The 13,834-nt window shown below is 46.3% G+C and carries 10 protein-coding genes; 8 read left to right on the top strand and 2 right to left on the bottom strand.

Features of this window, described 5'->3' with window-relative positions; translation table 11 throughout:
• Positions 1-48: 48 nt before the first annotated feature.
• Complete coding sequence (locus B9N89_RS28985; protein ID WP_132325736.1) at positions 49-681, bottom strand: hypothetical protein; 633 nt, start codon at positions 679-681, stop codon at positions 49-51.
• Between the two features lie 334 nt (positions 682-1,015).
• Between B9N89_RS28985 and B9N89_RS28980 the strand changes: the two genes are divergently transcribed.
• Together B9N89_RS28980 and B9N89_RS28975 are read left to right on the top strand one after the other, a co-directional pair.
• Positions 1,016-1,951 carry a hypothetical protein gene (locus tag B9N89_RS28980; RefSeq protein ID WP_132325738.1) on the top strand — a complete coding sequence of 312 codons (936 nt, stop codon included), beginning with the start codon at positions 1,016-1,018 and terminating at the stop codon, positions 1,949-1,951.
• A gap of 181 nt (positions 1,952-2,132) precedes the next feature.
• Positions 2,133-2,984 carry a DUF4360 domain-containing protein gene (locus B9N89_RS28975; protein ID WP_132325740.1) on the top strand — a complete coding sequence of 284 codons (852 nt, stop codon included), beginning with the start codon at positions 2,133-2,135 and terminating at the stop codon, positions 2,982-2,984.
• Positions 2,985-3,003: 19 nt separating this feature from the next.
• On the opposite strand, the gene B9N89_RS28970 is transcribed toward B9N89_RS28975, so the two are convergent.
• The gene (locus B9N89_RS28970; protein WP_132325742.1) at positions 3,004-4,239 is read right to left on the bottom strand and encodes a hypothetical protein; all 1,236 of its coding nucleotides are present in this window, start codon (positions 4,237-4,239) and stop codon (positions 3,004-3,006) included.
• A gap of 343 nt (positions 4,240-4,582) precedes the next feature.
• On the opposite strand from B9N89_RS28970, the gene B9N89_RS28965 reads away from it, so the two are divergent.
• From B9N89_RS28965 to B9N89_RS28940, 6 genes are read left to right on the top strand one after another with little or no spacing between them, the layout of a single operon-like run.
• Entirely contained in the window at positions 4,583-5,887 is a 1,305-nt protein-coding gene (locus B9N89_RS28965; RefSeq protein ID WP_132325744.1) for a PepSY-associated TM helix domain-containing protein, read from the top strand.
• 1 nt (position 5,888) lies between these two features.
• Positions 5,889-8,141: a TonB-dependent receptor gene (locus tag B9N89_RS28960; RefSeq protein WP_132325746.1), complete on the top strand. Its 2,253-nt coding sequence runs from the start codon at positions 5,889-5,891 to the stop codon at positions 8,139-8,141.
• Positions 8,142-8,153: 12 nt separating this feature from the next.
• Entirely contained in the window at positions 8,154-9,335 is a 1,182-nt protein-coding gene (locus B9N89_RS28955; protein WP_159455721.1) for an MFS transporter, read from the top strand.
• Positions 9,313-11,091: an IucA/IucC family protein gene (locus B9N89_RS28950; protein ID WP_132325750.1), complete on the top strand. Its 1,779-nt coding sequence runs from the start codon at positions 9,313-9,315 to the stop codon at positions 11,089-11,091. The genes B9N89_RS28955 and B9N89_RS28950 overlap by 23 nt, the downstream gene beginning before the upstream one ends.
• Positions 11,088-12,089, top strand: coding sequence for a GNAT family N-acetyltransferase (locus tag B9N89_RS28945; RefSeq protein WP_132325752.1), 1,002 nt, complete (start codon positions 11,088-11,090; stop codon positions 12,087-12,089). Before B9N89_RS28950 ends, B9N89_RS28945 begins: the two co-directional genes overlap by 4 nt.
• Positions 12,086-13,834: an IucA/IucC family protein gene (locus B9N89_RS28940; RefSeq protein WP_159455720.1), complete on the top strand. Its 1,749-nt coding sequence runs from the start codon at positions 12,086-12,088 to the stop codon at positions 13,832-13,834. The genes B9N89_RS28945 and B9N89_RS28940 overlap by 4 nt, the downstream gene beginning before the upstream one ends.

The following is a 13,834-nucleotide window of genomic DNA, read 5'->3' as shown; positions in this document are numbered from 1 at the left end:
TATATCAAGCTTTGAAATATCTCGTATCCTGCTGCAATTATGTATTTACTAGGCTATGGTTTTAAAATCGTTGAAAACAATAGTTCTCATAGTAACAAGATAGTCCTCGTGCTCATAGAAGCAAACCCGGTCGGGTATGGGCTTTAATTCTCGGCTGATGGCATCCCCTAGTTTGGCTTCTATTGCTTGGGCTTCAGCCTCTATATTCTTCGTGTAGCTAGCGCTGATAAGAACTTGGGATTGAATGTCAGCAAGGGTTTGAGTGGTTTGAATACTAAATCGATAGTGATGCAAGCTGCTACTAACGGGTAGATTCCCTATAATTGTAGCGGTCGTATTACTAGAAGGTATTACAGACCACTCTGCGGAAGCAGCCCGACTAAGATCCAACTGCCCTTGCTCGTCGGCGATCTGGCAACCGATGTCACTGTTATTGGCTGCGTCTGTTGAGATGATTTGGCAAGCGAGATAGGAGCCTGTTACATTTTGAGGAGGTTGTATTGCTTCGGCCTGTTCGGCATCCAGCTCGATTTCTATACTGGCTTCCGCACCATGATCAACACTGGCTTCGATTTGCTCATCTTTATCTTGCTTCTGCGTCCAGCTACCTGCGCTATTGCATGACACAGTAAACGGTGCAAATGCTAGTGCCCAGAAAAGGTTTTGTATGAATTGATTCATGGTCATGGCCTCCTGTTTTCCGGATCGGTTACGGCGCTGTAATAGTTGAAAAATGTTGTTAAATAGCTTGAATGCCTTTGGAAATACTCCGTTGATATCTCTGTTTCAACACTTGAAAGGAAATATTTTCTAGTCTTCAATTATGATCTGGCGTAATGATCAGCCTCCTAAAATCGCTCTAAAAAATAAGTCTTCCCTGCTAAATAGAAAGCATTAGCGATTGTAAGCGTTCAACTCCACCGCTGAAATTCGAATTAGAAACTAGAAGTCGAGAAAGAAATCTGCTGAGCCGATCAGAAATAAGGACATCGTTCAATCGAATTTGGGGCGCAGAATGAGGCAGTCGTACTTTATATTAATGGTGATCATAACTTTGGTAACGGCCTGTAACGAAAGCAGTCAGCTTTCTGGTGACATCAAGAGCCAACCAGGTGATTCCAGCTCGGCTGACCAAGCGGGAGTCACGGAGCCTGTGATGGTTGGAGGAGCCTTTCTCAGCTGTGTGTATGGAGAATCAGATAGTCCTGCCGATACCATGCGAGTTCAGTGTTTGGCTGCCAATGATGAAACAGAAATTTTAGACCTAGACGCAAAGTTCGTGGCAAACCAAGGTGGGGTTTCACAGGAGCTTTCATTTTATGTCGATCGTGATCAGGGATTGCCATATCAGCTCGAACTGTCGAGTCGAAACTTTGATAAGGGAAAGCCTATATTGGTAGCGATGAAGCTTGAAAAGGACCTTGTTTTAGAATATGTCTTGCCAGCTTATATGCCAAACTACGAGGCTGATCTTAGCGCTGTCGGTGCAGATGCTGATTCAAGCCTTGAGTTAGCCAGTACTGCCATGCTTAATACTAATGCTGCTTTTGGCGATGGCGGTAATTTTAATGCCGCTGCTAATGCAAACTGTAGCCAAGCTCAATTGCAGATCCTTTCTACTGCTGTTGGCACAACGTCAATCGCCACTGTGAAGGCAACCCGACCAACATTTATCAACCAAATCAAGCTCGTTAATATCTGCGGTCTATCAGCTTCCAGTGCCGGTCCTCTCAATCGTGTGGAAATTAGGATAGACGGTGAACTTGTTCGAACGGTCACGATTCCACCGTCCGCGACAGAGTTTATGGCTATGGAAGCGATAGAACTCGATCAACAAGAGCTTGAAATTCAAGTTGTGGCTGGAATGCCTTCTGGAAATAGCATTGATAATTTCTTGATTGGGGCGATCCAGGTTACATCTAACTATGATCTGGAGGTTGTAAGTCCTTGATCACCTCATCAGGTGTTCATGACCTGAGCACCTGTTCACGTAGCTTTCAATAGCCTGGCCGACTCATCCAGCTCCAGACACTAAAATATGAATGAAATTAGGGTATTTAGGGTAGAAATTCCTTTGGGTAAGGTTTTGCAATTTGGTTCATGACGACCGCTGATTACCCGGAGTTGCGCTGATGTTACGCTATCTATTTCTAGCCATTTTGATTATCTCTTGTTCTCCAGAAAAGACTAAACAAGACTTACAAAATACAAGTGAAGTTGTGGAAGATCTCAACTCACTCGATACTGGGACTGTTGAAGATCCTATCGATAAAGGTGTTATTGAAGAACCCGACCTAATAATTGATGACCAGCTAGGAGATGAGCAAGGGCAAGAGCAAGACCTTTCTAACGATGACGATGCTGACCTCAACGAAGATCCATATGAGGATGTTGATGATCAAGATCCCACCCAAGGCAATGATCCGGGGCAGAATGGAATCATGAATGGAGTAAGCATAGATTCTATCACCTTTGAAGGCGATGGCTGTCCAGCAGGGAGCACACTCGTAAATCTTGCAGAGGATGGCATGGCTTTCGATGTGGTATATTCCGAGTTTATCGTTGAGAAAGTACAAGGTGAACAAGGCCAATTACGGGACTGTGAAGTTTCCCTAACCTTAAAATATCCTCAGGGATGGTCGTTTACGCTTCTGAATACGGCTTATCGAGGAGCAGTGTTTCTAGAGGAAGGTGTATCTGCTCAGATATTAGCGAGCTATGGGACTAACGGTAGTAACTTTGGATCAGCAGAGCTTGTTATCCCAGGACCAATCGATGAGTCGTATACTGCACCTTTTGATTGGCAAGATTCTTTTAAATCATCTTGCGACGGCACTGAAGAACTGGTGATTCATACCGAGATTGGACTCAATGGCGGGTTGGATCGAGAAGGCTTTTTTACCGTTGATTCACTCACTGGGCAACTGGAAAGTACCACAGAGATTCTGTGGAGTCGCTGTGATGATAGCTCTCAATCAGACTAAATCAAGATATGCTTCCGGTTTAGAAGGATAAAAAGGGGACTCCTACAGAAAGTCCCCACATCTGAGCACTACGCTCGTCAAATTTCCAACCGATCCAATTCAGCTCCCAAAAGATCTTTCTTCCAAAACGAAGCCAGATATTCTCATAGCTCACCGTTGAGGACGTCGACAAAAACATACCATAGATCAAGTGATAGTTCTTCATGTCAAATGCATGGCGATACACCACTTCACCTCCTTGAGGGAAGATTCCCTGATGGAGCAGCTTTCCCTGTTCTCGATATCGAAACGAAATCTCTTGGAAGCCAAGTAAGGGTACGAAGCTAAGGCGACGATTGTTGGTGGAGCCTAACTCATAAGCGAAGTAAGCACCGAAATTGTTGAATACAGGGCCGGAATTAAGAAGGGCATCAAAGAAGCGAATCGATGTGGTGGGTGTTAGGTCATAGCGCCCATAGATCATGTACGCTGCGGTAAGGTGCTCAGGGACATCCTCATCGCCGTCCTGGGCCTTAAAATAATATGGTCCAAATCCCAGGGCTGTCTTCAGTTTAGCAACGTAAGTTGGTACTTTTGCCTTAAGCTTTACCTTAAAAGGCTTTTTATAGCGGAGTAGATTTATGTCGGTTTCACCCTGACCAGTGAGCTGTAACTGATAGGGTGGGGGGCTGCGATCAGGCAGTCGACTTTCTGCGGGTAGGTAGAAAACATCCAAGACTCCCCGCCTTGTGTGATTGGGGTAGAAATGGCAGCTGATCGATGTAAACAAATCTAGGGTATGATCCAGCTCCAATTGAAAAGGCGAACATGAATGATCGATATAGACATAACGCTGGGTGAAGAACTCAATGTCAGGGGAAACTTTGATCTCTCCGATTTTCCGCCCCTCTTGTACAATATCAACGGCATCTAAAGAAAAAACATCAACGGTGATGTAAATATGGTGGCTCTCTTTTTTCTCAGGGATAAACGATCGGCCCTGATAAACAAAATGTGTGGCTTCAGATTCTTCCATATGAATTGAAATGATGAGTTGTGGCAATTTATTGCCATCATCGAGTTTCTTCCAGGTTAATGAGCCTTGGGAGATCGAAATAAACATCGGAATGGTGTCTGGTCCTAGCCACTGAATATCGATGGAGAACTGATCGAGGGGAATCGCGAACTTGGATTCGTCTGACCTAAGGACCAAGTTTTTAGCTGATGCGCCGGATGACCAGGCTAATAGCAGTAATAGCCCAACAAGGTATTGCATGGATCGGCTTTCGCTGGGTGGAGGTTCACTTCAAGTAATTTTAGCATGGCTTAACTAGGCAGGAAATTCCCGATGAGATTGGAGCTTCCTAGAAAGTGGCAAGTTCGATTTTTAAAATGCGAATGAGGGGAGTTCGCATATTCTGCTCCCACAAGAGCCTTGACTTGGCCAGTTAATGTAGTAATAACAATAGCATATTAGTCTTGCTTGGTTTTCTTTTGATCAGAGAATCTCATAGAATATTTCTAAAAATAGATAAATTTTCTATGAAAGCGGAAAATAAACTTGAAAATGATAACGATATTCATTATTGAATACCTGTTCAACTTGACTAGGGGTATCCATGAATCGAGTTCGGAGTTCTGCGATTAAAATTCATCGTGGATTAGGGTTATTTGTTGCTCTTAATATGCTGGTTATGATCTTAACCGGCACTGTCTTGGTGTTTCGATCAGAGATTGAAGGCCAAGCTGCGAGCCCTAGCCAAGCACCTCAACTACAGCCAGAGCATTTGGAACACGCCTTGGCCCTAGGTCATGAGACCTTTCCAAAAGGCAATGCTCTAGCTGTTTTCTTAGATGACCATGACCCAGATCGCCTGTCCCTACGCTTGGGGAAGGATGGCTCTACAAAGTTTCGCGGTGCCCATCGAGTCGCGTACAGTCTAAGCCAGGAGACGCTTTTGTCCAGTACCTCATCCCAGGAGGACAGTAGCTGGTTGACTTGGGTCCTGGATCTTCATCGCAATTTTCTTATGGGCTCTACTGGCGAGCTGTATGTTTCCCTGATCGGAATTCTATACTTAATCGTTTTAGTCCTGGGTTTTGTCATTTATGGCCCGTATGCGCGGCGCTTGGGCTTTGGACATCTACGGAGCATTCCCAGCAAACCGAAAGTTTGGTGGCTGGATTTTCATAAGTTTTTAGGAACATCGATTTTCGCCTGGTCAGTCCTGATTGGCTTCACCGGTGTTTGCTTGGGTCTTGGGGATCAACTCATCAAATACTATCAGGTAACGGAGCTGCAAAGCTTAGAAGAAAGGCATCAAGAAAGCTACCCTCAAGATGTAGCAGACGTATCCGTGGGAGAAGCCTTTGCCAAAGCTAGAGAAGCAACGAACGGCAGGCTCAGCTTTCTAGCTTGGCCAGGCACACAATTCGCGATCCAGGGTCACTTCTTAATCCTTATGGAAACCCAAGATGGTTGGGCAGCAGATGTAAAGTTGGTTTTGATCGACCGAAAAAATGGCGAGGTAGACGAGGTCCGCTCCTTACCCTGGTTTCTAAGGGTTTTAGTGATCGCAGAGCCACTTCACTTTGGAAACTATGGGGGAACGGCCCTGAAAGTTGTATGGGCTATTCTAGGCTTGTCGTCCCTACTTGCGCCACTCAGTGGGCTCTTGTTCTGGTATTTGAAGCGTCGACCAAGAACTCGCTTACATCCCAGAGAACATGGTGTCCAAAAGGGATTTTTGATTGGCCGTGCAGCATACTTGATTCCCACAGTGCTTTTGGCATTGGGATTACTGGGAGTTTTCTTAACGTATCTATCGAGCGGGATGATGCAGGGCTTGGGTCTTACCCTTGTTGCTAGTCCGTTCGTCTTCATTTTGTATTCACTAGGAATGTCTTTACGTAGCAGAGGTTAGAATGAGTCCACTTACCACACGTCTTACATATTCAGCCCTGGCGGCTTTAATCCCTTCAGCGTCATTGGCTGCGGATACCGATCGCATGGTCATCACGGGTTCTCGGCAATTGGAATCTATCGATCGGATTCCGGCAAATATTCAGGTCCTTGGTGGCGATGAAATCAAGCAAATTTGGGGACCAGGAGATAACCTTAGCACGGTCCTTGGAAAGTTGGTTCCCGGTCTAGGTGCGCCCACCAACAGCGTTTCTAACTTCGGTCAAACCCTACGGGGCCGGAAGATCCTTCTAGTTATCGACGGAGTTCCTCAAACCGAGAATCGCCAGGTTTCTCGGCAGCTTAATAGTTTGCAAACTAAGGCCATCGAACGTATTGAAGTTGTTTCCGGTGCTAACGCTGTTTATGGTCCAGAAGCAACCGGTGGTATCATCCATGTGATTACCCGAAGCCCCGAAGCCGGCCTAGAGAGCATCAGTAGCATCGGTGCTTCTGCTTCGGAACAGAATGTAGGTGATTCAGCAGCTTATTCTGCAAGCCAAACCATAAGCGGAAAGGCTGCCCGGACTGCCTACCTGATCGACTTTAACTACGAGCAGCGCCAGAAAAACTTCGACGGCAATGGTGATCCCATTGCTCCTGAGCCGGCTCAAGTTGGGCGCCTCGATACCCGCTCCATTGATGCTAGCTTAAAACTTAGCTATGATTTAAGCACCGAAACCACTCTGAGCTTGGCAGCCAGAGCGTTTGACGAACAGCAAGACACCGATCAAGTTGTTCAGTCTCAACCGTATCGCTCAGAGGGTGGATTGGACTTAGACGATCAACCCTTTTCAAAATCGATTCAAGGGTCTGTTCGACTCGAAAGCGTTTTGCTAGGTCAGGAACTTGATCTGAATCTGTATACTCGTAGCCGCGAGTATCGCTTCTATCCTTTTAATTTTAACGTGCTCGGCCTTTTTGATCTAACCAACCAGTCGACTTCAAAGTCAGATGTTCTGGGCGCTAAGTTGACAGTACATAGTCCTGTGAGTGACAGTGCCTCACTGACCTGGGGTTTGGATTGGGAGCAAGAGCAGGGAGAGCAAACCGCCGTGGCCTATGATTCTCAAGCTTACGCGCAATCAGGCGGAAGGGCTTTTGAAGGCCAGACAGGCACTTATGACTACGGCCCGGCAGTAGAAACTGAAAAGGCCGCTGCTTTCTTACAAGGGCAATGGAGTCCACGCAGCGATCTGCATGTGAGGGCTGGTGCTCGGTATGAAACTATCACTCAAAAGGTAGACGATTTTGTTAGCCCGTATGAATCAGCATTCTCTCGAAATTGGGGCAATATTTTAGCGGTAGCGCAACAGTTGGAAGATGCAAATCGCATTCCGGCTGGAACAACGAACTTGCTGCCTGAAAGCTACAAAATAAGCGGACAATCGGGGGACACGCTTCAGTATGATGGCAATGCATTTAATCTTGGCTTTGTATTTGATATCAATCCTACACAACAGATCTACGTTAACGGCACCCAAGGATACGAACTGGCTGATACGGCTCGTATCCTTCGGGATAGCCTTGCAGAAGATAGCCAGGCACTCACCTTAGCGCGCTTATTCGGTGCAGAACTTACCAGTACTGGAACCGATGACTTGGACCTAGAGGTGATCAAGACCAACAGCCTAGAGCTTGGCTGGCGAGGCCGTGGGAATGGCTTGAGCTACGGTATCAATGGTTTCTACAATGAGTCAGATAAAACCTACCAGTTTAATCCAGACTTTTCCGTAAGCCTGCTATCTTCCACCAAGCGCATCTATGGTGGTGATCTTTTCATCGATGGTCAGATTGTGGATCGTGTCCAAGGGGGACTGAGCCTTTCTTATACTAGGGGTGAAGTCGAGCAAGAAGAGGCGGAAGGCAATGGTTGGGATACTGTGAGCCCCATAGAAGCTACACCACCGAAGGTGCTAGCCTATTCTGCCTATCGTTATCTTCCAAATCACCAAGTGCGAGCCCAAGTCATGCACCTATTTGCATCTGATAAAGTCGCAGACAATGAGTTTGTAAGTGAGGCCTACACTCTTCTCGATCTCTTCTTTAGAAGCGATATCAGCCCAGCTCAAAGCCTCTCACTTGGCATTCACAATGCAGCCAATACTCAGTATCAGAGTTTGTTCAATCAATGGGCGGAAGCTACTTACGGTGAAGCATCAGGTGCTCCTGGCCATGGGCGACGCTTTAGCCTTAATTATACCTTGAGCCTTTAGGGTAAGATCATCGTGATTCAGTTTATCAAGGCAGCACTGATTTTGTTCGGAACGGCGCAAGCCGTTCAGTTCATTCTCTATCCAGCTCTTGCTGAAGCGTTGCAATTGTCTATCAGCCAAGTAATTGGGGCTTATGCACTAGGGTCGTTCTGCTTTCTGTTTGGGGGACCATTCTGGGCCCTAAAGAGCAAGCAATGGGGCCGCCTAGTGGCCATAAGAATTGGTCTTGTAGGCCAAGTTCTAAGCCTTGGTGCCACACTTTGGCTAATGCTCCGGGGCAATGCTGATAGCAATGGGTTGCTACTGCTCGCTATCAGGATCTTCTATGGTCTTACTGCTTCTGCGATTGTTCCGGTGAGCCAGGCAATCTTGGCTGATTTAAGCGGTCAAGGCAAGCAGCGTCTCAGGGCGATGACGACTCATAGTCTTATGCTAAACATAGGGCGGCTAATCGGTCCGCTTCTTGTTTGGGGTTTGCTAAGCATTCAACTCGAACTCTTTTTTGGTTTGTTAGCCATACTAAATTTGGCCGTCCTTGGAGTCTCCTTGAGATTTAGCTGGGAGTCTGGTGTAGCTGAATTGAACAGCCGAGGGTTGTCCATCGATGCTCAACGGTTTCTCGGAATACCGATCTTGGCACTTCTACTAACCACAGTGGTTGGCATTGTTCAGTCGAGTTTGGGGGGGCTGTTAGAATTACGATTCGGTTTGAGTCCTCAAGAATCTAGTCATCTGCTTGCGCAGATGATCGTGGCTAGTAGTTTGATCATGATTGTCAACCAGCTCGCGCTCGGTCGCTGGGCTAAAAAGGCTGAAGGTTGGCCACTCTTTGGTGGGGTTTGCGGTCTTCTGCTAGCAACGGGCTTCTTACTCGTTGCACAAAATCTAATTCTGGTGTTCGCCAGTATTGTACTGCTAGGCTCTAGTGTTGCAATATTGGTCCCTGCTTATACTGCCCTCCATAGCCAAAGGATTGATGCGGATCAGGGAGGTGCAGCGGCGTCACTCAGTGTAAGTCATACTTTAGGCTATGGTCTAGGTGGGCTAATTGCTGCCATAGCCTTCGATTGGCTTCCTGTTGCGAGCTACTGGTCCGCTTTACTAGTGAGTCTCATTGGTCTCTTGTACCTTCTGTTTCTCGATAAATCATTCAGTTCTCAAGGAGCGGAGCATGAACTCCCCGACATCTCATAAATACTTAAACGACCTTGCATCAAAGGCTGGACTTACCTGTTTCATAAACTCCCTTTTGCGAGAGTATCGTGGATGGTCAGTAGGGATCTGGCAAGAAAAAGAGGCTGTGCTAATTGATTTAGCGCCGGATGTACAGGCAGTTCTGCCCCTGAGCCATCACTCACAACTAGGGCTGTTCCAGTATCAAGGTGAATATGTTCTCAAGAAAGGCAAAGTCTTAAGAGCCTTGTCTGCTTTAGAACTCATGGATCAAATCCTACGATATGCCCCTTGGTCTAAGCCATTGGCTGAAAGAGACCGAGAAGAACTGCTAGCAAGGATAGAAAATAGCAATCGCATTATGTTTCTCGCACTGCGGGAGCAGCAAGAAACATGTGGCAACCTTGAAATGAAACCAGAAAATTTTGTTCAGGGAGAACAATCCCTATGGATGGGCCATAACTTTCATCCTGCCCCCAAAAGCCGAGAGGGTTGGGAAGACCATGAGCTTGCGCTCTACAGCCCCGAGTTGAATGGGAAGTTCGCCTTGTTATGGCTTGAGGTCCATCCGTCGATTCTTGTTCGAAAGACTTCTAAAAGCTTCAGTGATCATGAGTGGTTGGTTCACATGCTAGCTTCCGAAGGGGCAAGTGGTGAAACAATCCTTGAAAAACGAGATCCTAACTTTTCTCTGCTGCCGTTTCACCCATGGCAGTGGCAAGCAATCAAAAAACAGGTAGACATTGCTTCGTATGTCGATGATGGCCTTATTCGGGAGATTGGTGAAACTGATTCTCCGTGGTTTCCAACCAGTTCCGTGCGAACGCTATATAATCCGAAGCATAAGTACATGCTAAAGTATTCTCTTAATATCATGCTGACAAACTCAGTTCGAAAGCTATACGAGCACGAGGTTGATCGGGGACTTCAGGTTGACGATGTTCTGCAATCGGACGTTGGAAAAAAGTGGTTATCGGAATATCCGGCGGCTAGTGTCATGGGAGAACCCTGTTATTTGGCTATAAAAGATCACAATGGCGACTTGATCCCAGACACCATTCTATCTGTTCGCTATAATCCCTTCTCAGAAGGCTCTGATGAGCGGTGCTTCGTGCTTGGTGCTCTGACCCAAGCAGACAGCGATGAAAAAGGCTCTCTTCTTAAGCGAATGATTGATCGTTTGAGCAAGTCTCGTAGTTTAACATTACAGTCTGCCGCTCAAGAATGGTTCGCTCACTATCTTGATGTGGTCGTTCAGCCGTTACTGATGGCACAAGCAGATTTCGGCATTTTGATGGGTGCTCACCAACAGAATATTGTGGTTAAAATCGATCCTACTGGAATCCCTGAGAAGCTATACTTTCGAGATTGCCAAGGAACCGGCTATAGCAAACTTGGCTATGACCTGCTGAGTCCGACGATCAAAAGTCTTGATATTGAAAACGGTAATATCCTACAGAACAATGAAGGAAATATTCTACTTAGCTACTACCTCATGATCAATGCTAGTTTTGCTGTGATAAATCGACTTGGAGTGGATTGCGGTCTCGGTGAAGAGCCGCTGATTCAACAGCTGCGGGACTATCTTTTAGAATTGCGCGAAAGAGGGGTACAGGATAGCTCCTGTCTTGATTATCTGATTGATTCAGCTGAGCTACTGAACAAGGGTAATTTCATCTGTACTGTAGAGCAATTTAACGAGAATACCTTGGAGAACCCACTGGCTATATATCAAGCCATTCCTAACCCTATCTATCAATTGGGAGTTCAAAAATGAGCCAACAAACGGTTGCCTATCGAAACTTATTTGAAAACCAGCACGTCCACGTCTACCTTGATGGCCCTGTATTAACGGCGTCTTGTGGTGGTCACAGGTTTGTCCTTAGCTATACTTTAGAGAATCAGGTGATTCGGATCGGCTCGCCGGAAGCTGAGATGCCTAAGGTGGTAGTTTTAACAGCCATGGAGCATCTTTTCGGCCACTTCAATGATGTGGGAAGCATTGAGCTACACCATGATTTCAAAAGCGTTTTGATAGGGTCGATGGAGTATTTTCGAGAGGGAAGCCGCCTAGTTTGTTATAAACACGAATTTATGCAGAACCCCTACCTTTGGCATCATCGCGGTCGCTACAGTGTTCGACCCGAATCGTGGGTAGAAGGGCCTCATGGTAGTCACCCCGAAAGACCTAGGGTCGGAGACGGAGAACTCTACCGACGATACATGCCAAAGATTGCAAAGACGATCAGCTTTCAGACCCTTTCCCCGGAAAAGCACTTGGATGTCTTCTACGAATGGCATCATCAAGATCGGGTGGCTAAGTTTTGGGAACTCGATAAAACAAAAGACGAACTAAAAGCTTACATCAATTCACTCCGTGAAGACCCGCGCACTGATCCTGTATTGCTGTCGTTTGATGATGTGCCGGCAGGGTATCTAGAGTTCTACTGGGTTTCAGAAGATCGATTGGCGCCTTACTATGACTGGTGTGAAGCCTACGATCGTGGAATCCATCTGCTGATTGGCAATGAGGATTGCCTTGGCACAGAAAACACTATGGCGGTTCTTGAATCGTTGACTCATTTTACATTTCTCGATGAAGCACGATGCCGTCGGCTCATGGGAGAACCTCGGGCCGATAATAAGAGAATGCTGCGTTATGTAGAGTCGCTCGGCTACTGGCAGTCACATTATGAGTTCGATTTTCCTCATAAGCGAGCTGCTTTGCTAGAAGCCACAAGGCAGAAGTTCTTTAGCCAGGAGACGTGGACGTGAGACACGAATTCGATCTTGTAAATCGTGAACTTGTTGCCAAGGCCATTGGAGAGTTGTGTTTCGAGCAGGTCCTGGTAGCTCGACCAAGGGACAAAAAAGCCGGGCAAGACAGTCGGGTCTTAGAACTGTCTTCTGGAGTTCACTATCGCTTCAACTCAGAGCAGGGCATTTGGGACTTCTTTGTAGTAGAGCCTGAAAGCTTAGAGCGCTTCGCTGATGGTCAATGGCGGCGCGACATCAATGCAGCTCAATTTTTTATAGACTGCCAAAGGGAATGCGATATCTCAGATATCAATTTAAGTAATTTTATTTCAGAACTAAAACTCAATCTCTATTCTGATCTTAAACTGCTTCAAGATCGCAAAGCTGGCGGCAAGGATCACTTCGATCTAGATCATCTCGCGAGTCAGAATCGGATCAATGGCCATCCGAAACTTCTAGTCAATAAAGGCAGGATAGGCTGGGAACCGGCAGATCTGAGCTTATATGCACCTGAATTCAACCCTTGCTTTCAACTGTTTTGGATTGCCGTGAGTCATGATTTGATCAAGTCTCATATGAGTCCTTGCTGGAGTCAGGACAAAGTGATCTCTAGCAGTATGGATCATGAGGAAGCACAGCGCTTTCATCAAGTTTGTCGGGAAAAGACTTTGAGTAGCGAAGAGTTTTTCTTTCTACCTGTTCATCCATGGCAATGGCAAAATGTTCTTCAGACAGAACTCATTGACTGGATTTGGGAAGGGCAAGTTTTCCCATTAGGGGTATTTGGAGATGACTATCGACCACAAGTGTCCATACGAACGGTGTCCAATATCACGCGCCCTGAGTGCCCAGATATCAAACTAGCTCTATCGATTATGAATACGTCTTGCTATCGGGGAATCCCGGCGAAATATATTGATATAGCACCCGAACTATCTCAATGGCTACAATCTGTCGTAGACTCGGATTCCTTACTCAGGGGGCGTGTCGCTGTTTTAAAAGAACCAGCGGCTTGTTCCTTTCAACACCCGCAATACGAAACTCTACCAGATGGAGCCTACCGGCTTAAAGAGCAACTGGGTTGTATCTGGAGAGATAGCGTCGCTAGTACTATCGATGATGATGAGGAGGCGATTCTCACCGCCTGCCTATCTCATATTCGCGATGATCGCCAGTGTCTCGGCAGCCATCTCATTGAATCGTCCGGCTTGAGCCCCGCTGAATGGATGCGATTGTATTTTGAGGTTGTGGTTCTTCCCTTGTATCACCTCCAGGTAAGCTATGGCGTTGGTCTTGTAGCTCACGGCCAAAATACGATTTTAGTGCTTAAGGAGAATCGACCTCATCGGCTCTTGCTGAAGGATTTGCAGGGTGATTTACGGTTTATTCAGGATGAGATCCCAGAGTTGGATAGAGTCAGTGGGACTATCAAGTCAACTGTTACCAGGCTTCCTCCAGAATATTTAATTCATGACCTAATCACGGGCCACTTTATCTCTGTCCTACGATTTCTTTCCTTGGATTTAAAGAGAGATATCGGTTTTGCAGAAGGAAGATTCTACAAAATATTGGCAGATGTCGTGAGAAACTATGTGGCAGGGCATTCGTATCCAGAAAGAATTAAAAGAATGGACTTGCTTCGCCCAAAAATTGAGCGAGTCTTAGTAAACAAAGTAAAATTTAAATTAGGGTATGGAGATCTTCAAGAGCGACCAGTTCCAGCCCTTGGTGATGATCTAGCTAATCCACTAGGTGGGGAGTGA

This window comes from Pseudobacteriovorax antillogorgiicola, from assembly GCF_900177345.1.
GTDB lineage: Bacteria > Bdellovibrionota_B > Oligoflexia > Oligoflexales > Oligoflexaceae > Pseudobacteriovorax > Pseudobacteriovorax antillogorgiicola.
The sequence above is the reverse complement of the archived record's forward strand: the minus strand, read 5'-3'. Positions and strand labels throughout refer to the sequence as shown.